The 22,264-nt window shown below is 56.8% G+C and carries 17 protein-coding genes and 1 pseudogene; 8 read left to right on the forward strand and 10 right to left on the reverse strand.

What is annotated here, in order from left to right:
- Positions 1 to 6 precede the first annotated feature (6 nt).
- Positions 7 to 1,695, reverse strand: coding sequence for a hypothetical protein (locus APR53_06415; GenBank protein ID KQC05749.1), 1,689 nt, complete (start codon positions 1,693 to 1,695; stop codon positions 7 to 9).
- Positions 1,696 to 1,829: 134 nt separating this feature from the next.
- Here APR53_06415 and APR53_06420 point away from each other — a divergent pair, with 134 nt between their 5' ends.
- From APR53_06420 to APR53_06435, 4 genes are read left to right on the forward strand one after another with little or no spacing between them, the layout of a single operon-like run.
- On the forward strand, positions 1,830 to 2,453 hold the full coding sequence (locus APR53_06420; protein KQC05750.1) for a methylase: 624 nt from the start codon (positions 1,830 to 1,832) through the stop codon (positions 2,451 to 2,453).
- A complete protein-coding gene (locus APR53_06425) occupies positions 2,453 to 3,328 on the forward strand; it encodes a hypothetical protein (protein KQC05751.1) in 876 nt (291 codons plus the stop codon). The genes APR53_06420 and APR53_06425 overlap by 1 nt, the downstream gene beginning before the upstream one ends.
- Complete coding sequence (locus APR53_06430) at positions 3,325 to 4,134, forward strand: hypothetical protein (protein ID KQC05752.1); 810 nt, start codon at positions 3,325 to 3,327, stop codon at positions 4,132 to 4,134. Before APR53_06425 ends, APR53_06430 begins: the two co-directional genes overlap by 4 nt.
- A complete protein-coding gene (locus APR53_06435; GenBank protein KQC05753.1) occupies positions 4,131 to 5,528 on the forward strand; it encodes a hypothetical protein in 1,398 nt (465 codons plus the stop codon). The genes APR53_06430 and APR53_06435 overlap by 4 nt, the downstream gene beginning before the upstream one ends.
- Positions 5,529 to 5,632: 104 nt before the next feature.
- Here APR53_06435 and APR53_06440 read toward each other — a convergent pair whose 3' ends face one another.
- Together APR53_06440 and APR53_06445 are read right to left on the reverse strand one after the other, a co-directional pair.
- Positions 5,633 to 7,459 carry a DNA mismatch repair protein MutL gene (locus APR53_06440; GenBank protein ID KQC05754.1) on the reverse strand — a complete coding sequence of 609 codons (1,827 nt, stop codon included), beginning with the start codon at positions 7,457 to 7,459 and terminating at the stop codon, positions 5,633 to 5,635.
- 9 nt (positions 7,460 to 7,468) lie between these two features.
- Positions 7,469 to 10,096, reverse strand: a complete 2,628-nt coding sequence (locus APR53_06445) for a DNA mismatch repair protein MutS (GenBank protein ID KQC05755.1) — start codon at positions 10,094 to 10,096, stop codon at positions 7,469 to 7,471.
- 188 nt (positions 10,097 to 10,284) lie between these two features.
- Here APR53_06445 and APR53_06450 point away from each other — a divergent pair, with 188 nt between their 5' ends.
- The 4 genes from APR53_06450 to APR53_06465 all read left to right on the forward strand — a co-directional run bounded on the left by APR53_06450 (position 10,285) and on the right by APR53_06465 (position 14,987).
- A complete protein-coding gene (locus tag APR53_06450; GenBank protein KQC05756.1) occupies positions 10,285 to 11,538 on the forward strand; it encodes a 3-isopropylmalate dehydratase large subunit in 1,254 nt (417 codons plus the stop codon).
- The gene (locus tag APR53_06455) at positions 11,538 to 12,035 is read left to right on the forward strand and encodes a 3-isopropylmalate dehydratase (GenBank protein KQC05757.1); all 498 of its coding nucleotides are present in this window, start codon (positions 11,538 to 11,540) and stop codon (positions 12,033 to 12,035) included. Before APR53_06450 ends, APR53_06455 begins: the two co-directional genes overlap by 1 nt.
- Positions 12,014 to 13,135, forward strand: a complete 1,122-nt coding sequence (locus APR53_06460) for a 3-isopropylmalate dehydrogenase (GenBank protein ID KQC05758.1) — start codon at positions 12,014 to 12,016, stop codon at positions 13,133 to 13,135. Before APR53_06455 ends, APR53_06460 begins: the two co-directional genes overlap by 22 nt.
- 124 nt (positions 13,136 to 13,259) lie before the next feature.
- On the forward strand, positions 13,260 to 14,987 hold the full coding sequence (locus tag APR53_06465) for a hypothetical protein (GenBank protein KQC05759.1): 1,728 nt from the start codon (positions 13,260 to 13,262) through the stop codon (positions 14,985 to 14,987).
- Between the two features lie 44 nt (positions 14,988 to 15,031).
- Here APR53_06465 and APR53_06470 read toward each other — a convergent pair whose 3' ends face one another.
- The 7 genes and pseudogenes from APR53_06470 to APR53_06500 form a co-directional block, all read right to left on the reverse strand.
- Complete coding sequence (locus tag APR53_06470; GenBank protein KQC05760.1) at positions 15,032 to 16,165, reverse strand: hypothetical protein; 1,134 nt, start codon at positions 16,163 to 16,165, stop codon at positions 15,032 to 15,034.
- Entirely contained in the window at positions 16,149 to 17,192 is a 1,044-nt protein-coding gene (locus APR53_06475) for a hypothetical protein (protein KQC05761.1), read from the reverse strand. Before APR53_06475 ends, APR53_06470 begins: the two co-directional genes overlap by 17 nt.
- On the reverse strand, positions 17,158 to 17,970 hold the full coding sequence (locus APR53_06480) for a nitrogenase iron protein (GenBank protein ID KQC05762.1): 813 nt from the start codon (positions 17,968 to 17,970) through the stop codon (positions 17,158 to 17,160). Before APR53_06480 ends, APR53_06475 begins: the two co-directional genes overlap by 35 nt.
- A 75-nt stretch (positions 17,971 to 18,045) precedes the next feature.
- Positions 18,046 to 19,506 carry a cation transporter gene (locus tag APR53_06485; GenBank protein KQC05763.1) on the reverse strand — a complete coding sequence of 487 codons (1,461 nt, stop codon included), beginning with the start codon at positions 19,504 to 19,506 and terminating at the stop codon, positions 18,046 to 18,048.
- Between the two features lie 92 nt (positions 19,507 to 19,598).
- A pseudogene (locus APR53_06490) lies at positions 19,599 to 20,552 on the reverse strand.
- A 75-nt stretch (positions 20,553 to 20,627) separates the two neighbouring features.
- Entirely contained in the window at positions 20,628 to 21,008 is a 381-nt protein-coding gene (locus APR53_06495; protein KQC05764.1) for a desulfoferrodoxin, read from the reverse strand.
- Positions 21,009 to 21,025: 17 nt separating this feature from the next.
- Entirely contained in the window at positions 21,026 to 22,210 is a 1,185-nt protein-coding gene (locus APR53_06500) for an MBL fold metallo-hydrolase (protein KQC05765.1), read from the reverse strand.
- Between the last annotated feature and the right edge of the window lie 54 nt (positions 22,211 to 22,264).

A 22,264-nucleotide genomic window follows, 5' to 3' on the forward strand; every position in this document is an offset into this window, starting at 1 on the left:
TTTGAGTCATTCCTTCTTTTTCGGAAAGGGAGAGATGTCCCGGCCCGTTACCGCGTCAATGAAAAGGGAGCGGTTGCCTCGTTCCGATGCAAGGGAAATTTCATAGATCGGATAATAAAATGTTGAAAATCCCGTGATCTCCGCAGTCGGCTCGATTCCCTTGAACACCCGGCGGAGATCTTCCTCATCGATGAGGCGATCTCTGGTTCGTGCTTCACCGCGGACGCAGAGCAATACGTCATCAGGCGGATTTCCCGCCCCCGGTTTTGGGACCGGATGGGCGAGCAGCGGGACATACACGTTTGCAGTGCCCGCTTTTCCCGACCGGGTCACAAGTTTCCGTTTCTCAAGGTTTCGAAGAAGTTTTTTCACACCTGCCGCCGGGATCTTTGAGATTGCCTCCAGATCTCCATCGGTTGCGCCGGTAACGGGTATTATCCCGATTATCCTGACCGCATCCTCCTCCAGTCCGAGGAGTTCCGCAAAGCACGGTCGGAATCTCAGACCCGCCCTGATGTCAGCACAATGTCCGCATTGCCCGTCAATGCACCATATGGCGGTTTTTGTGGTCTTTTTCAGTATACCGCTGATATACCTGACCTCACAACGGATTAAAGGCCAGTATACGAGCTCGGCGCCGGCAATTCTTTCCTCGCATCCGAATACAAGTATTTTCCGCTTCCGTTTACCAAGCGCAATATCCAGTGCGTCCTCGCGTTCGAGAAGCGGCGCCACGGCATCCCCCGGAAGAGTACATATCGCACCGGGGACTTCGTCATCCGGCCATGCGGATTCATCAGTTACGGGCGGTGGTATATACTGCGTCCAATCACGTTCTGCTGCGGCAGAAGCGGGTGGTTCGGCGATGTCCCGGGTGTCAGGTACCTCCGGTACAGTCTCATGAGTATCATCCACGCGGCGCGCTCTCGGGTGCAGGCGCGGTGTCAGGCCCCGGTGTTTTGTCACCCTGTTTTTAAACCGTATTTTCATCTTCTCGCGGGAAAGTCCGCCCATGACAAAGAATTCTCCCGGATTCAGGGTGGCAAGCTCCTCAACCTCCCTGCGCGATCCGAAAAAGAGGTCCACCGCCTTGAGATCATTTTCGATTGAGAGTTTGCCGATAATCTGGTTATTGCATTGGGAGAGCACGTTTTTGGTGACGATAGCGGGTCGTTGTGTCGCGACGAGAAGGCCGAGTCCGCGTTTTCGTCCTCTTCGGGATATCTCCTCGATTTTTTTTATGGAATCTTTCGACTGCGGGATAAATTTGTCGGCTTCCTCAACGATCAGGAGGTACGGCTTTCGCTGCTCGGTAGCGACATCATAGAGAATCGTCGCCAGTTTTATCACTTTTTCCTGCATGTTTGTCTCGGATACATCGTAAATGAGGGGAATGTCGCAGGTAACCGACTTCATCACCAGTTCCTTTAAGTTTACCTTTTCAATATCCTCGTCGCATTTTTCATCGTTTCCGACCCATATCGCCTGGAATTTATCTTTGAGGGAAAAGTATTCACCTTCGGTGTCGATGAGACAGAATCCGATATATGCATCGCAAAGCTGTTCGCAGATCACGGCGATGCTCCAGCTCTTGCCGGCTCCCGATTGTGCAATAATGCAGGTCCGCCCGGTCACCAGCTCCTGTGCATCGATGAAAAAGTCACGGTCGCCTGCCTTTCCGATAAAAAGGTCCATGGATAGGGAAATGTATGCAGCCCCGGGTATTTTAACCCATTCTCCTGTGCCCTTAGCCAGACAGGGTCATTTTACCGAAAAGGGTTCCTCACGGGGGAGATATGTTGATACAGTATGGCGCATGATGATGTAGCATGCAGGGTGATCCGCAGCACGGTTCACTGAACCCGCATCCGCTCCACAATCAGGTGTACCCGCCGGATGAGGATACATGGCTGCTCCTTGGGGCTGCTCTCCGCGATGTGCATCCGGAGGATCGTGTCTGCGAGGTGGGGACCGGCAGCGGCGTGATCGCCGCCGAACTTTCACGAAGGGCACGCATAGTTGCGACGGAGATCAACCCGCACGCACTTGCTACCGCCCGCGGTCTCGGCGTGGATGTCGTACGGACGGATCTCCTCTCCGGTATTGCAGGACCCTGTGATCTGGTCGTCTTCAACCCTCCCTATCTTCCGACCGCGCCCGCTGAGCGGATGGATGACTGGATGGAATGTGCCCTTGACGGTGGCATGACAGGGAGGGAGGTGATTGCACGTTTTCTCAGCGATGTCGGCCGTGTGCTCTCCCCGTACGGCCGGGTACTTCTGCTCGTCTCGTCCCTCACCGGTATTCATGAGGTGCAGGCTGCGTGCACCGAAGCCGGATTCATCACCTTTGTGGTGGCGGAACGGGCACTGGATGACGAAAAACTTTACGTGCTCCGTCTGACGAAGGATCTCTGCCGTATCGGAAACGATACACTGCGGGGCGACATCTGATGAGCGATCCGAATCGAATCCCGTTGACACGGGTTGCATTTTCACGGCTCGACAAGGTTCTCTATCCGGAAACAGGTATCACAAAGGCGGGGGTGATCGAGTACTACATCAGGATCGCTTCGCATATACTGCCGTTTCTTGCGGAACGCCCGCTGGCACTTCACCGCTTCCCGGAGGGAACCGGAAGTCCCGGCTTTTATGAAAAGGACGCCCCCGAGGGAATTCCGCCATGGGTTGAAACCTATACCCGGCATTCCCGGTCGGCGGGACGTGATGTAAGGTACGTCGTCTGCAGCACTCTTGACACCCTTCTGTGGCTCGCAAACCTTGCCGCACTCGAACTGCATATTCCTCTCTCACGGCGTATATCTTTCGAAACACCCGACTGTGCTCTCTTTGATCTTGATCCTCATCCCCCTGCAGGATTCGCCGAAGCCACTACCGTCGCCCTCGCCCTCAGGACTCTCCTGTCCGATCTCGGTCTTGCATGCTACGTCAAAACGACAGGGCAGAGTGGTCTGCACGTGGTCGTGCCGGTGATGCCGGTCTATTCCTTTGCCCAGACGCGATCGTTCGTCCGGCTCGTCGGCGAGCATCTTGCCGGGGAAATATCCTCTATCTCGCTGGAACGGGCCCCGGCACTGCAGGCAGGAAACGTGGTCATCGATTACGCCCAGAATGCACCGGGACGTACGATGGTCGCTCCCTACAGCCTGCGGGCCCGGCCTTCCGCCACCGTATCGACACCGGTTGGCTGGAACGAACTGGAAAAGGGGATCGATCCGGGCATGTTCACCCTTGAAACAGTCCCGCACCGCCACACGCACCCGTGGAAAAACCTTTTTAAAAGCCTGCATAAACTGGAGTTTGCATGAAGGCACGGGGACAAAGCGACAGCGGCGGCGCTCCGGCACGGCGTGCACTATGGACCGGCAGCATTACGATCGGATTGATCCATATTCCTGTCCGTGTCCATCCCATGGTCCGGAAGGGCACGATCCCCTTCCGCCTGCTTCACCGCGCGGACGGCCAGCCTGTTCGCTATGAGCGCGTGTGTGCAAAAGACGGTGCGGTAGTACCGTGGAGCGATATCGAGAAGGGATACGAAGTCAGGCGTGACGAATACGTCGTATTTTCAAAAGAGGAACTCGAGGCGGCGAAGCCGGAATCAGACCGGTTCATCCGCCTCGATAAGTTCGTTTATTACCACGCCATTGATCCGGTCTACTTCGACACGCCCTATATTCTCCTGCCGGACCGGAGTGAAGAAGCGTATGCCCTCCTGCTCACGACGTTCGATACTCTGGACCGGGCCGGCGTCGGACGGGTAACGATGCGGACACGGGAATACCCGGTAATAATCCACTCCTACCGGGGCGCGCTTGTGATGACGACCCTCAGGTATGCGGAGGAGGTTACCGTGCCGGGTGCCTATGACGAACTCTCCCGCCTTCCTGTGCCCGAGCGGGAGCAACTCGATCTGGCAAAAAAAATTGTCGGCGAACTTTCGGGGGATTTCGATATCCATGACTACCATGACAGATACCGGGAGCGGATTGAGGACCTCATCACACGTAAAATGGCTGGTAAGACCATCACCTTCGAACAACCGAAGGGTGAGGAGGTCCGGGCGCTGATGGATGCGCTGCGCGATACGCTGGAACAGATGAAGGCGCGATGACACGGATGCGATACGAGCCCATGCTCGCGGAAACGGCAGCCGCACCATTTTCCCGGCCGGGCTGGATTTTTGAGATCAAATGGGACGGCATCCGGGCCATAGCATCTGTGGATTCCGAGATCCGGGTTGAAAGCAGGACCGGGAAAGATCTTCTCTCCCGTTTTCCCGAGCTTGCCGAACTCCGGGCGGCAGCCCCCGGCACGGTGGTTGACGGGGAGATTGTTGTCATGCGTGACGGGATTCCGGATTTTTCCGCTTTGTCGTCACGGATGCAGGATAGTGCACCGGAGGATGCTCTTGCACACGCACGGGCGCTTCCTGCCACATACGTGGTCTTTGATATTCTTGAGTACGGGGGGAACCCGGTGATCAACCGTCCGCTACAGGAACGGCTCGCAATCCTTGAAGGGGCTGTCGCTGAAGGCAGGTATGTCGTCCGTTCGCATCCTGTTGCGGAGGAGGGCGAACGCTATTTTGATACGATTGTGCAGAGAGGGCTCGAGGGAGTGATGGCAAAGGATCTGCAGAGCCTGTACCTGCCGGGGCGCCGCAGTGAACACTGGCTGAAATTTACCCGCACACCATCATGCGACTGTGCCGTGCTTGGCTACACGCAGGGAAAGGGGGAGCGTGAAGCAACGTTCGGATCACTTCTGCTCGCCGTCTATGACAAAACCCGGCCGGTATTTGCCGGGAGAGTCGGTACAGGCTTTTCAACAGCAGCCCGTGCCGCCCTCATGCACATGTTCGAGCCCCTGCATGCCGAAAGCGTGACACTTGAGGGAGTGGATCGTCAGGCGGGCGTGACATGGCTGCATCCCGGTGTGGTTGTCGCTGTGCGGTATAAGGCGGTGACCCGGAACGGGCGTCTCCGGATGCCGCGTTTTGCCGGAATACGGTATGATATTCCGCCTGAGGCGTGCAAGATAGATCAGATTCTGCCGGAGAGGAAGGCATACCGGGAAAAACGCGATTTTTCGAACACTCCGGAACCTGCGGGAGGGGCTTTGGAGGAGTCGCGGCCACTGATATTTGTCGTGCAGGAGCACACGAGCAGGCACCACCATTTTGATCTCCGGCTCGCCCGCCATGGTGTGCTGAAAAGCTGGGCGGTACCGAAGGGCATGCCGGATCAGCCGGGCGAGAGGCGTCTCGCGGTTGCCACGGAGGATCACCCGATCGAGTATGCCGGCTTTGAAGGTACAATTCCCGACGGGGAGTACGGGGCGGGAACCGTTGCCATCTGGGACCGGGGCATCTACGAACCGCTCGTCTGGGAGGATGAAAAGATCGAGGTAGTGCTTGCAGGCGAAAAGCTGCAGGGCCGTTATGCACTGGTGCGGTTTCCAAGGGGTGGTGAGTCCGCATGGTTGATTGTTCGTGTACGGGACTGATGCCGGAATCTTCCGGAGGAGCCAGTGCAGTCCCTTATTTCGGGATGTGGGCGGATGGCTGCCGGGAACTACCCGGCGTCGAACGGTGCTCCGGACGCATGGTTTCAGGTACGGTGAAACATGCCGTCGAGTACACTGCGGGAAAAGACGACCATTGTGGGGCGGCCGTGCGGACAGGTCCAGGGATTCTCCGTACGCGCAAGCTGGTCGAGAAGGCGCCGCATCTGGTCGGGAGAGAGTGCCGTGCCCGCCTTGATCGCCCCCCTGCATGCTATAACGGTTGTAATCCGCTCCTTCCGGCCTTCCGCGGATTTCATGTGTTCGGCGACCAGATCGGCGATCAGGTCCTCGATCAGTCCGTCCGGCATCTGTGTTCCCAGCACCACGGGAACCGTGCGGACGGCAAAGGTATCGCCGCCGAAATCATCGATGAGAAATCCTTCGGTCATAAGCATATGCCGCGCTCCCCTGACCGCAGCCGCTTCTTTCGGGCGGAGAGAAAGCACAACGGGCACGAGAAGCTCCTGTGCGGTCAGATCGCGCCCGCGTTTCGCAAGCACCTGCTCATAGAGTACACGCTCGTGGGCGGCATGCTGGTCGATGAGAACAAGGTCTTCATGGTCGCCGCTCTTCCGGGCGGCGAGAATGTATGTGTCGTCGACCTGCCCGATTATCTCCATCCCGGGCAGTAATTTCGACCTTTCCTGATGCCCGCCCCGCCCCTCCGTCAGCCGGAGCTGTATGTCCGTGGTGGTAATTGCCCGGTGCGGCAGCACGGCGGCATCCGGCTTCGTATGCACCGTCTCATATGCGCCGCCGGGCGAAGCGACTCCTGCATATGCAGTCTCTCCCCCAAAAACGGACGATTCCGGGCGGGATGTCTGCTCTGGTCCGTGGCCTTCGGGGATCAGCTCTTCGCGCGCAAGCGCCGTTCTGACGGCAGCAGCCAGCTCTCGGACAACATCATCCTCACGGCTCAGCCGGATCTCCTTCTTCGCGGGATGAACGTTTACGTCGACGAGGGCGGTGTCGATGGTGATTGCAAGAAAAACAACCGGATACCTGTTCTTCGGAAGCAGTGTGCCATACCCTGCCCTGACCGCCCGTGCAAGCGGCGGCGAGGAGATCTGGCGTTCGTTGACACTGATCGCAATCTGGTGCGCATGCGGGCGGTTCACGGACGGCGTGGCTACGAATCCGTCAATTCGCATATATGGGGTTTTTCCCTTGACCGGAACCAGTGCCCGTGAAATTTCGCTCCCGTAGAGTGCAATGACCGCATTATGCAGCCCGCCCTCGCCCGGTGTCCGGATCTTTTCCGCACCGTCCTGTACAAGGCGGAAAGCGACATCCGGGTGGGCGAGTGCGCACTGCTCCATGACGGCATAGATATGTGCGAGTTCGGTGGGTTTCCTCTTCAGGAATTTTTTTCGTGCAGGCGTAGTGGCGAAGAGGTCCTCCACCATGATGCTTGTGCCGCCGGGTGCTCCCGTTTCCCGCTCGGAAATGATCTCTCCTCCGTCGACAACGATCTCGATACCTGCGAGTGAACCGGATTTATTGGGTTTTGTCACAAGCGTTACACGGGACACGGCAGCAATGCTTGCAAGCGCCTCGCCGCGGAATCCCATCGTGTGAATCGACTGCAGGTCGTCACCCGACGTGATCTTGCTGGTGGCATGCCTGAGAAATGCGAGCCGCGCATCGTCCGGTTCCATGCCGTTCCCGTCATCCATGACAAGGATGCGGGAGACGCCCGTCGCATCGGTTCGGATATCGACCCGGACGGCTGAGGCTCCCGCATCGATTGCGTTCTCGACAAGTTCCTTGACAACCGAAGCGGGGCGTTCAACGACCTCGCCCGCGGCTATTTTATTGATTGTCTCCTCATCGAGCACCCGAATGCCCGTACTGCCGCCGGAAACCTGCATCAGATCAGCTCACCTCTCGCCGCGTGCTTTCTTCTGGAGGTCGTACAGGAGCAGCAACGCGTCTTTTGGTGTCAGTGCATCGAGATCGGCCCCCTGCAGGTCAGCGATGACCCGATGGTCCGTTGTCGCGATTTCCGGCGTGCTGACGAGCAGCATCTGGGTATATCGTGGCGCCCGTTTCCCTTCCGGTGCAGGGGTGCGGCGCAGCATATCTCTGAGTATCTCGTCTGCGCGATCCGTCACCCTGTTGGGAATGCCGGCAAGGCGTGCGACATGAATACCGTAACTCCGGTTGGTTGCGCCCGGAATGAGTTTCCTCAGGAATGCCACCTCAGTGCCCGTGTCCTTTACCGCAAAGTGGTAGTTCCTCACCCGCTTCAAGTCCGCCTCCACGTCGACCAGTTCATGGAAATGCGTTGCGAACAGGGTACGCGGTCCGGCGGAACTCTTTCCATGCAGAAATTCGAGAACCGATCTGGCGATGGAGAAACCGTCGAGCGTGCTTGTCCCGCGGCCGATCTCATCAAGAATAACCAGGCTTTTCCTGCTTACATTGTTGAGAATGTTAGCCAGTTCGAGCATTTCCACCATGAATGTACTCTGGCCGCTCGCCAGATCGTCAAATGCTCCGACCCGGGTGAAAATGCGGTCGACGATTCCGATCGTTGCATGGGCGGCGGGCACGTAACCGCCCATCTGAGCCATGATGCAGATCAGCGCGACGGCACGCATATACGTGGATTTACCCGCCATGTTTGCCCCCGTGATGATGAGGATCTGATCCGCACCCGAATCCAGATCCGTATCGTTGGGAACGAATCCCCTCTCGAGTCCGCACTCGACAACCGGGTGCCTGCCCTCGCGGATGGTCAGCTCTTCGGTATCGGCGATGACCGGCCGGGTATACGCGCCGGAGGCGGCAACCTCCGCAAGTGCGGCGTATGCATCCAGCAGCCCGAGAGAGCGCGCCGTCGCCTGCATGTCCGGGACATGCTCCCTGAGAAGCGCGATCAAAGCCGTATAGAGATCCGCTTCAACCGCACTCCGTCTCTCTTCGGCATGCGCGATCACCGCTTCCTTCTCCTGCAGAGCGGGGAGAGTATACCGTTCCCCGTTTGCCGTTGTCTGTTTTCGCTGGTACTCGGGGGGGACCAGCCTGACATTCGGGCGGGTAACCTCGATATAGTACCCGAATATCCTGTTGTATCCGACCTTGAGCGACTTGATCCCGGTCCGGTCACGTTCCTGCTGCTGGAATTCGGCAATCCAGGTTATACCCGTTGTTGCCGTGCGGTGCAGTTCATCGAATTGTTCGTCGTACCCCTCGCGGATGACGCCGCCCGAGCGTGCAAGCAGCGGGGGTTCATCCACCACCGCCCGCCTGATAAGGTCCGCCGTTTCCGTCATGGGCATGATTCCGCCCGCAGCCGCGGCAATCCGGACTGGAAGCGCGTCCCCGTGCCGTTCCAACAGTTCCCGAACCGGAGGAATCCGCTCAAGTGATGCGCGAAGGGTCACGAGATCCCGCGGCCCCGCATTGCCGTACGAGATGCGCCCGGCGATCCGTTCGATATCAGCGAACCGGTGAAGGAGAGCGCGGAGATCGGCACGGTCAACGGGGTTGCGGATAAAAAATTCAACCGCATCAAGCCGTTCTTCTATTGCAGTTTTCGTGACAAGGGGTGCGGTCACCCATGATCTGAGCGTCCGGCTCCCCATCGGGGTCCTGGCATCGTCGAGCAGTTCGATGAGCGTTGACGAGGTATCGCCTTTTCTGATGCTCTCTATGATTTCAAGGTTTCTGAGCGTAATTGAGTCGAGCACCATGCTCGTATCTTCATGCCGGACGGACATTCCGTTGATGTGGGCAAGACCGGCTTTCTGCGTATCCTTTGCATACCAGAGGCACGCCCCCGCGGCGGCAATGCTCTCCGGCATCTCTGCGCACCCGAATCCCTCGAGTGAGGCAACGCCAAATTGCTCGCAGAGGAGTGGCAGTGTCCTCCCGGTGTCAAACGCCTCATATCCTCCGGTCGTCACGACTACGCCGCGGTGCCTGAGGCATTTTTTTACGTGCTCGGAGAGATCGGGTGGTACGATGCACTCCGTGGGGCGATATCGCGCGACCCATGAAAGAAGATCCTGTCCCGCATCATCCGCTCCTGAGCGCGCGACGAAAAATTCTCCGGTGGATATATCGAGGAACGCAAGCCCGTATACGTGGCGTTTGGCATCAGGCGCTATGCCCATAAGATACGAGGGGCCGCTCGCAGGAAGCATCCCGGAATCAATGACGGTTCCCGGTGTGACAATACGCACAACATCGCGCTGTACAACGCCCTTCGCCTTCTTCGGGTCTTCAACCTGCTCGCAGACCGCAACCCGGTACCCCTTTGCCACGAGGCGCGCGATGTAGGATTCTCCCGCATGAACAGGGACACCTGCAAGCGGCATCCTCTCCCCGTTCCGCGTCCGTCCCCGTGACGTAAGCGTGATGTCGAGTTCCCGCGCAACAACCTCGGCATCTTCACCGAATGTCTCGAAAAAGTCCCCCATCTGGAAAAAAATGATAGCGTCCGGGTGCCGTTCCTTCATGGTGTAGAACTGCCGCATCGCCGGCGTGGGCCCGTCCTTCATGCGTCTCCTTACACTGTCTGGCAGGAGGGAATATAAGTGCCGTGGTTCTGATAACCGCGGAACAGGTGACCGGTTCTCCGCGGATCATACGGCAGCCGGTTCCCTTTCCCTGCCGCTCGCCTGCAGGGCGGCCGCTGCACCACCCAAAGAACAATACCCGTGTAAAGCGCATCATTTAACGATAGGATATGGCAAAAACGATCGTGGAAAAGATCTTTTCCCGTACATGCGCACGGGGTGTGTCGGCAGGTGAAGTGGTGATGGCGCCGGTGGACGGGGCCATGATTCATGACATCACCGGCCCTCTTGCCATCCATAAATTCCATGAAATGGGCGGCGAAAGGGTTTTCGATCCCTCGAAGGTGATCATGCTCTTCGACCATCAGGTTCCGGCCGATTCCATCTCAGCCGCAGAACTTCAGCAGTTCATGCGTTCTTTTGCATCCGGGCAGGGAATATACAATTACGATCTTCGCGAGGGCGTCTGCCACCAGGTCGTTATGGAAAAAGGCCGGGCTGCACCCGGTGAGATTATTGTCGGGTCCGATTCCCATACCTGCATGTATGGTGCGGCGGGGGCATTTGCCACCGGGATTGGATCGACCGACATGGGCTTTGTCCTCCGGTACGGAGCGCTTTACTTCCGGGTGCCCGAAAGTATCAGGATCGATATCAGCGGCACTTTTCCCGAATGGGTCGGGGCAAAAGATTTCATCCTCTCTCTTGCCAGCGATATCGGTGCAGACGGCGCGACGTACCAGGCACTTGAATTTACCGGCGAGGCGATCGGCCGGATGGATATGGCGGGACGGATGACCTGCTGCAATATGGCGATTGAGATGGGCGGAAAGGCAGGGATTGTCCCTCCCGACACAACGACATGGGCATATGTCGGTGAAAGGCGGGATATTGTACCGTTTGATCTTGCCAGCGATGACGGTGCCTCGTACGCGGCATGGAAATCGTATGACGTCAGCGATCTCGAACCGCAGGTGGCGGTTCCGCACAATGTCGATCATGTGGTCGCTGTGGGCGAGGTGGCGGGCACACCCGTTGATCAGGTATTCATCGGCTCCTGCACAAACGGACGCTTCGAAGATTTTCGTGATGCGGCCAGAATTCTCGGAGATCGGCGCTTTTCGGATGACGTGCGGGTCATCATCATCCCCGCGTCGCGCGAGGAGTACCTGAAAACGCTCCGCGCAGGCTACATCGAGCGCTTCGTGGGGGCGGGCGCTCTCGTCGAGGCGCCATGCTGCGGCCCCTGTATGGGAGGGGCGTTTGGCCTGCTGGCACCGGGTGAGGTCTCGCTCTCCACATCGAACCGCAACTTCCGCGGGCGGCAGGGCAGTACGGATGCGAAGGTCTACCTTGCTTCCGCAGCAACCGCCGCTGCAACCGCGATTACGGGGGAGATTGCCGATCCGAGAGAGGTGGCATGATGCGGGTCTGGGTGTTTGGTGACGATATCGACACGGATGCGATCATCCCGGGCAGGTACCTCACCATCTATGATCCGAAAGAGCTCGCCACGCATGCCTTCGAGGGAACGCGGGACGATTTCCGGACGGATGCCCGGGAGGGCGATATCATCGTCGCCGGCAGGAATTTCGGGTGCGGGTCATCGCGCGAACACGCCCCCCTCGCACTCCGGGGAGCGGGGGTTCGCCTGATTGTCGCCCGGTCATTTGCCCGGATCTTCTACCGCAATTCAATAAATACCGGAATTATGCCGGTTGTATGCCCGGATATCGGGGCTATAGGGGAAACAAGCAGGATTGCCGTACATTCCGAGGCCGGATACGTTGATGCCGACGGGGTGCGATATCCGATCGAACCGGTTCCCGGGTTTCTCCGGCAGATTGTCGCAGCCGGCGGGCTGGTTCCGTATGCACGGGAGATTGAGGAGGTGGAGACATGTACCGGGTCGCGGCAATAGCTGGGGACGGCATCGGCCCGGAGATCATCGCGGCCGGGAAAAAGGTCCTTGACGCTGCATCGGAAAAATTCGGGTTTGAGATTGCCTGGGAGGATTTTCCAATCGGTGCCGACCGTTATCTCGAGACGGGTGAGCTCCTCACCGAAGACGACCTGAAAGATCTCTCCCGGTTCCGGGCAATTTATTTCGGTGCGATCGGGGATGACCGGATAGCGCCGGGGATTCTGGAAAAGGGAATCCTTCTCGCACTCCGTTTCTATTTTGACCAGTATATCAACCTGCGTCCGGTGCGGTTGCTCGAAGGCGTATGGACACCACTCGCCGGAAAAACGCCGGCCGATATCGACTTCACGATTGTGAGGGAGAATACCGAGGATTTCTATGTCGGTCTCGGATCGCGCTTCTCGGGACGGGAGCGGCGGGAGTTTACCCTCTCACGCGATCTGTATTCGGTGAAGTTCGGACTTGATGTCGAAAGCGACAGCGAGGAGATCGCATATCAGATTGGTGTCCTGTCACGGGAGGGATCACGGCGTGTGATCCGGTACGCGTTTGACTGCGCAGCGGTACGGAAGAGGCGTCTTACATCGGTTGACAAGGCGAATGTTCTCTCCGACGTGTACGGGCTCTGGCGCGATGTCGTACATGAAGTTGCAGCCGGTTATCCGACCGTATCGACGGAATTTTCCTACGTCGATGCGATCACGATGTGGTTTGTCAAGAATCCGGAATGGTTCGACGTCGTCGTGACCCCCAATATGTTCGGTGACATCATAACCGATCTCGGGGCCATGATACAGGGCGGGCTCGGCCTTGCACCCGGCGGGAACATCAATCCGACCGGCACATCTATGTTCGAACCGATTCACGGATCGGCTCCGAAATACAAGGGTCTCGGTGTCGCGAATCCCGTTGCCACGATATGGGCGGGGTCGATGCTGCTCGATCACCTCGGGGAGCATGCAGCTGCCGCCTCGGTGCTGGCGGGAATCGAGAAAAGCATCAGGGATGGCATCACTACCCGTGATATGGGGGGAGATGAGACAACCGCCGGCGTAGGAGAGGCAATCAGCCGTTTCATTCTGGGCGGCGGGGTGTAAAATTCCATTCCACAATGTATATTTTCTTTTCCATGGTAACCCTTTCACTACAGTGCAACGTACTGGTTGCACAGCTTCACCGTGCATTTTACATCGATAGCGGTTCGCAGGAACGGGTGTCAGCGTGAAAATATATCAAAAAACGAGCATTATTATCGCCATTACCTTCCTCGGCCTGATTGTCATGCTGTACGGCGCATCGGTGTCCATTCTTCTCGGAGGATTTGCTCAGGTCGAAGGGGGGCAGGCACAGGCAAATGCCGGGCGGATGGCAAATGCGCTCGCCGATGACATCATGACACTTGACGATCTGGCATTTGAGCTGGCTTCGCGGGAAGATCTTCATGCGTTTCTCTCGGGGGAGAGCACTGATGACACGATCTCCGATCTCGACATGACGATTTATCAACGCCTTGGCATCAATTATTTCCTGATATATTCTTACAACGGTACACTCCGTGCGGCACAGGGGGTCGATTTCCGGAACCGCAGTCCGGCAGAGGTCCCGGAAAGCCTGCTGAACGGGCTTTCCCGGGCACCGGGGAGTGTCACCGCAGATATGATGGGCCTCATCATGCTTCCCGAAGGACCGCTGATGGTCGTCGCCCGTCCCGTGTCCAATGAGGGCGGGACACTCGGCGCGATTGTTGTTGCCCGCCATCTTGATAAAACGGAAATCGAACGCCTCTCCTTCATTACAAGTCTTCCGGTGGAAATAATCCCGTATTCATCAGCCCGCACACAACCGCTCCTCTCTTCGATATTTCCCGAATTAAATTCAGCAGGAGAGCCGTTCCTTGTGCGTTCCGAATCCATGGAAATTTCAGTACATGCCCCTGTCGTGACCCGCCCCCTGACGGCGGACACGATCGGCGGATACGCTCTGGTTCGTGACGTTTCGGGAAACCCCGCAGTAATCCTGCAGGCGAAGATGCCCCGGGTCATTTTCGCGCAGGGTGAAGCAAGCCTCTTTTCCTTCATCCTCTTTCTTCTCGGGGGCGGGTGCGTCTTCGGGTTCCTGATGGTTGTCCTGCTCCGGAAGAGCGTGCTGTCACGCCTCTCGTTTCTCAGCACCCGCGTCCAGGGCATCGGCTCCGAGAAAGACTTCGCCGCCCGGGTTGACGTACACGGCGACGATGAAGTGGCCGCGCTCGCAACAGCCATCAACGGCATGCTCACAGAACTTGAGTATTCGCAGCTGCATCTTGAGGATCAGCTGATCGAATCCGAGGAGCGGTACCGGCGCTTCTTCCACAGCTGGAATGATATCCTTCTCGTGCATGAGGTGAAGCAGGACGATACACCGGGCAGATTCATTGATGTCAATGATGCCGGCTGCGAACGCCTCGGGTACGACCGGAAAGCAATCCTCCAGAAATCCATCGCTGATATTGTAAAGCCGGAAGATACCAAAAAATTCTCCGAATCGAGAAAAGCTGTCCTTCACAACGACATCGGTCAGACACTCTTCGAGATAGATTTCATCACAAGCTCGGGGGAATACATTCCGATGGAAGTCAACGCGAAGTTCATCGATTATATGGGCAAAACCGCCGTTCTCTCGGTTGCCCGGGACATATCGGAGCGGCGCGAGATTGAAAGGCTGAAAATGGAGGCTTTCAAGCAGATTGAAAAGAATATGGAGCAGTTTGCGATTCTCAACGATCACATCAGGAATCCTCTCCAGGCGATTGTCGGTCTTGCACTCCTTCATGCCGAGCATGAAAAACTGGCCGAGGAGATCATTGCGCAGGCTGCCATTATCAATCGGATTGTGGATGATCTCGACACGGGATGGATTGAGTCAGAAAAGATACGCAGCTGGCTGCGGCGATATTACAAATTTGACTGACGGCGCCGTTCGTGATCGGCATCCTGCCCCGCGATCCGGCCGGGTTATATCCGTTGAGCGTTTCCTGGAGTACAGGCGTTGAGCACCGCTTCGATGACGCCAAGGACGCCCTCGGTACCTGCCACGGCGCGGTTCTGCAGCATGTACTGTCCCCGGAGAGGGTACGTGAGGCCCACAAACCGAATCTTCGGTGCGGTCACATGCTCATAGCTGGATCCAATCAGAAGATCGGGGTCACTCTCCCGGATCAGGTCTCCGATCGTACCGAGATCATACGCCTCCCGTGCAGGAATGGTGCACAGCGAGGGAGGGTTCCTCGTTCCGACTACCGCGATCTCGGCATCGAGATAGGTGGTGAGAAGCCCGGCAATCATCTCCGCGTAGGCGGCAGTCGCGAAGATGGCAACACGAGGAGGGTCACAGCGCCGGAGGAACCTGTCACAGGATCTGACGATGCTTTCTTCCGTTTCATCGATTTCCCGGAATACGGGGTCAGTGTCCCATCCGGAGCCATGTGACTGAAGGTTGTGAAACGTAGAGCGAAGACTTTCCAGTCCGAGAAGCGACCCTGCCGCCGTTCCCACACCGCTCCTGAGATCCGGATTCGTCTCAACCGTGACCGGCGCCGCCCGATATGCATCCCGAAGCCGGGCACTGCAGAAGCACGTGGCTACCGGTATGCCGGCCATCCGGAGGAGGCGTTCTCCCTCGCGCCGGTTTCCCCGGGCAAAACGGTCGGTCAGCGAAACCCCGTCAATGTTCACTCCTGGTATGCCTTCTCCGACAGACGGCGCAAGCACGTCCATCGCCCTCCGATATCCATCCTCCATCCGTCCCGAGAATCCGGGGGTATCCACGATGAGCACATCCTCATCCTCCAGCAGCAGGCCAAGATCCTCCCCGACAATCGACGGGACGCACATCGGGATTACGGCAATCCGGGAATAGGACCCGGCGAGCTCCGCAACGAGTGCCCTCAGGCGATCCTCCGCCCCGAAGATGACATCCCTGCAGTCAAGGGAGGTGCAGTGGAGCGGCGCTGAAACGAGAGACTGTGTGTAATAATAACATCCGCTCGATCCGTGCAGGATGACGCCGAGGTCGTGAAATCCGGAGAGGCACGCAGCCGCGCCTGCCATTGCGCAGGGCCAGACGGGATTTTCACACATGCCGGGCATGCAGGCACCTCCTCCAGATCCTCAGCATCTGCCGCGCTCCTCCAATCCCGACTGGTCCGTTCCACGGGACGGGGATTCCCGTGTCGGTAACAGTGCAGCCGATACAGGATACGAGGCTCAGGGCGTCCGCCCATTCGCCGGCGGTGGCAGGGGGCTGCAATGCGATGCGTTCTCCCCTCAGGTCGCTGAAATCCGATGCAAGGTCCTGCCACCGCGCCTCCTCTTCACGGATTGCATCGGTAGCGTCGCATCCGAAGATCCCACTGAGACGGCGGATCAGTCTGCAGGATCCGGCAGGGCCTGTCGGAAATCCGGCAATACCCGGAATCCTGTATTTATCGGCGAAAAAACGGGAAAGCGCTCCCACCGGATCCTCTCTGAAGAGATTTACGTTCCCTCCCGCAAAGCGGCCGAAACCGGAAGCAGGAGTGTTTCTCACGAACCTGACGTTTACCGGGATGTCGAGTCTTTCGAGAATCCTCTCAACTTCCCGAAAATTTTCTTCCACTTCCACCTCGAGGTTGCGTTCCCCGACGATATTAACGCCCTCGCCGCAGGCATCGCCTGTACCGATGAGCGAGGAGAGGCCGGTCAGGGCACGGGAGAAGCCATCGGAGAATGAGCCTCCTAAAAATCCCGCGCAATCGATGGGAATTACCGGAATCTCCCATTCACGTCTGCATATGCCTTCCGTGTCGTCACCGATCGTTCCGGCTACACAGGTGCTGATCACGAACACGGCATGCGGGGACCGTTCGATAGCCGCGGCAATGGTCTCCTCCAGACTCTCCTCGCCCCCGAAGATGACTTCCCGCTCTCCGAGGCCGGTGCTCATAATTCTGGGCATTGGGAGGATGTCGTACTGCATCAGCGTTGAGTGCAGCAGCGAAACGTGATGGTGGGCGCATCCGGACGGTCCGTGGATGATGCTGATGCCATCCGGTACAAATGCCGTGACGGCAAGGGCGCCGGTGAGAGTGCATCCCCCGTATCTATACGTATTCGAGAGCGAGGTTTTCGAGGTCATCGGTCTCCATCGGGATGGGAATCGTCATCGAGTCGTTCTCGAAGACATCTTCTGCAAGATGCCGGTAAATGTCGGCCTGCGGTGAATCAGGCGCATACTCGATGACAGTCTGCTTGTTGACTTCGGCGACACGGACGATGTTGTCGCGTGGTATATAGGAGATGAGTCGCGATCCGATCCGCCGTGCAAACGCGCCCACGAGTTCCTTTTCTCCCGTGATATTCGCCGAATTACAGATGACTCCCCCGAGTGCACAGGTGCACCGGCTGCGTCGGGAAAGCCGCTGGATTGCCTTGCAGATATTATTGGCCGCATACAGGGACATCAGTTCCCCCGAGGTCACAAGGTAGACTTCCCGCGCATAACTTTCACGCATCGGCATGGCAAACCCGCCGCAGACAACATCGCCGAGCACGTCATAGAGTACTACATCGCCGTAAAGGGCATCGAGTCGTTCCAACAGCTGGAATGTTGCGATAATCCCCCGTCCGGCACACCCCACACCGGGTTCGGGGCCTCCCGCCTCGACGCACCTGATGCCGTTATACCCTCTGAAAACGACCTCTTCAACGGAAATCGCTGTATCGCCGCGCGCCCTGACAAGATCAAGGACTGTTGGTATCCACGTCCCGTGCATCAGCATCCGGGTGCTGTCGTGTTTCGGATCGCAGCCGATCTGCATGATGTCGAGGCCCCTGTCGGAGAGTGCGGCCGACAGGTTTGCCGACGTTGTGGACTTCCCGATCCCTCCCTTCCCATAGAGGGCGATCTGTTTCATCTGAGTATAGTATGCGTTGCACCAATATTATTTCATTGATGCAACTTTTGTTGCTTTAATTCCGGCCACCGCCTTTCACCGGTTAAACCCCCTGATCAGCCCCATGAAAAATACGATCACGGGCATGATCTCAAGCCTTCCGATCCACATCGTAAGAATGAAGCAGATCTTCGAGATCGGCGACATGGCGGGTGTGACAAAACCGCTTGATATTCCGTTGTTGCAGATTGCCGAAACAATCTCGAATATGATATTACTCGTATCGAAGTGGCTCGGATCCATGTGCATCACGATGATGGAGACGATGAAGATGACGAGAATGTAGAGGATGATGATGAGCATATTCTTTGAGACTTCCAGTTCCGCAACATTCTTTGGAATGACCTTCCCCTCGTATTTAAATGGAACAAGCACCTTACCGCTCACAAAAGTCCGTTTAAACCACCATATGAGTCCCCTGTACCCAAGTGCAATACGGCTGAGCTTGATGCCTCCGGCAGTGCTCCCTGATGATCCGCCCACGAGCATGAGGAATATAAGGAATAAAACCGTCACGTTCGCCCAGATATGCGGTGAAGTAATCTGGAATCCCGTGCTTGTCACCGCCGCCACGGTCATGAAGAGCCCCTGCCTGAGGGCCGTGCCCGTATCGAGGCCGGTCAGGTTCACAAGATCGAAGGTAACGACGACAAGGCCTGCCGCGATGAGGAACAGAAGAAGTTTCGCCTGCTCGTCGGAAAAAAGCAGTCTCCGTTCTTTCCTGTATGCAAGATAATAGAGCTTGAAGGGGAGTGCTCCGGCAATCATAACCGGAATGATCAGCAGTTCCAGAAATGCGTTGTCGTAGTACGGGATCCCTGCAGAATGGACCGAGAATCCTCCCGTCGCGATAGCGACCATGGCGATGTTTACAGCGTCCCAAAGAGGTATTCCGGAGAGTTTGATGAGCCCGACGGAGATCACCGTGAGAATGATGTAGATCTTCCACATCTGTAATCCCGTCGCGACAACACTCGGCATAAAAGCCTCTGTTCGTCCTTCCGATCGATAGAGTCGTGACGGTGTAATCCCGGATCGTGTTGCCATCGAGATGGTGAACGCGACGATACCGAGCCCGCCGAGCCACTGCATGAGGGAGCGCCAGAAGAGCAGGGTATGGGGGGTGTCATCAACGGAAGGGATAAGCGTCAGTCCTGTGTCCGTCCATCCTGACATCGCCTCAAAGACCGCATCAAGGTATGGCATCCCCGTACCCAGCGTAAAGGGCAACGCACCGATAATTGAGCAGATCAGCCAGATGAGTGCCACCGCGAAGAGCGCCTGGCTCAGTCTGGCATCACGGGAGGTTGACGGCATCTGCACGAGCAGCGTCCCCAGCAGGAAAAGGGATAGGGGAACCGTTGCCATCGGGAGAACCATGTCCCACTCTGCATACAGAATGGCGATGACAAGGGGGAGGCAGGTGCCGATGCTGATAAACCGGAGAATGTTGCCGACGTCATCTGCGATGATCGAGAACTGCTCGATCCTGTCCATTGCTAAGAAAATGCGCTTTAATCTATTATCTCTTTGCCTGTTTTCCGGGAATCGGAAGCATTCGTCCGCCTGCCATCCCCGTCCCCATAAAAAATACGCGTATTGATGATCCGCCAGGCAAGGATCAGGCGAACCATATCGACGGCGGTGATATAGTCCTTTCCGGAAATGGAGGGTATGGCTCTGATACCCGTTTCACGCTCAACATGCCGTTCAAGCTGCCGTATGACATCGGCGTGAAGTTCTCCGTCAACAGTTAACACGCCTCCCTTCATTCCATCGAGCCCCCGTGGGCTGAATTCGAGGTAAAAGGACCGCTCGGACAGTGAAAGGATGTCGAGCAGGTCGATGGAGAGGGTGACGTTGTGAATGGTGCGTTCGGGACGCTTCTGAAGCAGGGTAACCCGATACAACGGCCCCGCGGGATTGCCTTCATTGTATTTGGATGGTGAAATCCTGACCACGGAATCTGCAAAAGCCCTTTGCGGTGCGATGTAACGGTCATAATCCTGTTTTCGCTCCTCGATCTCCCGGAGAACGTTCATTCGGCTGTATCCCCTGCCCTCAACATCACGCCGTATCTTCCATTCGCGTTTCACCGTTTCTTCCGGATCCACAAACAGGGTAAAATCAAGATTCCCGCGGAGCGCCGGTGTGAACAGGGTGTGAAGCCCTTCGAGGATAACGATTTTTGTCGGTGGAAACGGCACCGGACGTCCGAAAGTCCCCGATGTATGGTCATAGACCGGTTTAATAAACGTCTCTCCGCGTTTGATGCAGCCGAGATGATCTTCAAGAAGGGGAATGTTATTCGCCTCAGGCGCAAGGGGAGTGATTCCGGCGGCTCTTCGTGCGCTCCTGTCAAGACGATGATAATCGTCGAGCGTTATAGTGCTGACCAGATTGGGTGCAAACATTTCGCGGATTGCTCCTGAAAACGTGGATTTTCCGGATCCACTGTCACCCGCAACGCCGATTGTGAAAATTACATCAGAACGGGCGATGACATCTTCGAAATGTGCGGAAGGCGGTGTTTCTGTGTGCATGGTATCGGCAAAACAATCATTTCTGAATTCCGGGAAGGGGAGAATCGGGGGTATTCGTTGCAGTAAAAGGAGGTATTATTTTTTATTTGTCCAGAGGCCGTGGACGTTGCAATAGATAAGCGATTTCACATCAGTATCCTGAACGGGGAATTCGGCTTCCGGTGCCTCTCCGGGGCGGAGGGCATGGATATAAAAATTACGGTCTTTTTTAACAGATATCCACTGGATATAATGCTCCTTCATCATGGGGTGAGGTACTTCTCCGACCTTTACCCTGATGCCAGACGCAGTCTTTTCGACCACCGGGACATGCTTCTCCTTCCCTGCATCCGCGGTCTTCTCCTCAAGCAGTTTCATCGGCTGATCGCAGCAGGTGAGCGTTCCTTCACCGGTATGAGTGATCATTACGACATTTCCGCACGTGCCGCACATATAGAATTCAAGGATTTTTGTCATGATATCCTCCCGTAGGATTACACGATTCTGTCGTCCTTATGCTTTTTAAGGATTTCGTCCGCAAGCTGGTCGAGCTTTTTGAGCGTGTCTTCCTTTGCAAGGCCCTGTGTATAGACAGGCTCGAGCATATTCGCCTTGATACCCTGAAGCAAGTCACCCAGCACCTTGACAGTCTTTCCTCCCCACCCGTAGGAACCGATGATGGCGGCATTGCGCACTCCCGGCCTGAGCACCCCCGCGATGTATGCGACGGCAACCATCCGGGGGTGGGGGCCGAAAAGGACAGTCGGTGCAGCGACCACGATGGTTGCCGCATCAACAAGGGACATCGCAACCTTGCCGATATCGGCAACCGTGACATTGAAGAGTCTGACGGTGATGTCCCGCTTTATCAGTGCAGTGGTCAGATACTCAACCATCTTCCGGGTGGATCCGTGCATAGAGACATACAGTATGACGACCTCGTTTTTCACCTCGTCCGAGGTCCAGTCGCGATATGCGTCGAGGATAAACGCAGGCCGCCCGTATGCCGGACCGTGGCTCGGGGCGATGGCGGCGATCTCGTACGTCGCGAGCCGATCGAGATACCCCCTGATACTTCCCCGGAATGGCATCATGATCTCGGCATAATACCGTTTTGCCGGTTCATAACAGGCACTTTCGTCGCTATGGAAAAGGTCGCTCGTTGCATAATGGGATCCGAAGAGGTCGCAGGAAAACAGTATTTTGCTTTCCCGTTCATACGTAAGCATCGTCTCCGGCCAGTGTACCCATGGCGTATGGAGAAACTCCAGCGTTTTCCCGCCCAGATCAATCGTATCGCCGTCTTCGACGGTTTTAAAGCGGATATCGGGAATACCGAGCAGGCTCACGAGCAGCTCCCTGCATTTCGCGGTTGATACGATGGTCGCCATCGGAAAGAGCTCGAGGATCATCGGAAGTGATCCGGAATGGTCCTGTTCGGCGTGGTTTATGATGATGTAATCGATGGCGCCGATACCCAAACGGACAAGATTGAGGACAAATTCCTCCTCCTTTGTCGGATCGACAGTATCGATGAGTGCGATTTTTTCGCTGCCCTTTACAAGGTAGGCATTATAGGTTGTGCCGTCAGGGAGGGGGATCAGTTCATCAAACAGTGTCCGGTCCCAGTCAATCACTCCGACGGCAAAGATGCCCGATGCTATTTCACGTGCCGGCATGTTACGTCAGTTCCTGAAATTTATGCTTTGCTGCACCACATACCGGGCAGGTCC

It is taken from the genome of Methanoculleus sp. SDB (assembly GCA_001412355.1).
GTDB lineage: Archaea > Halobacteriota > Methanomicrobia > Methanomicrobiales > Methanomicrobiaceae > LKUD01.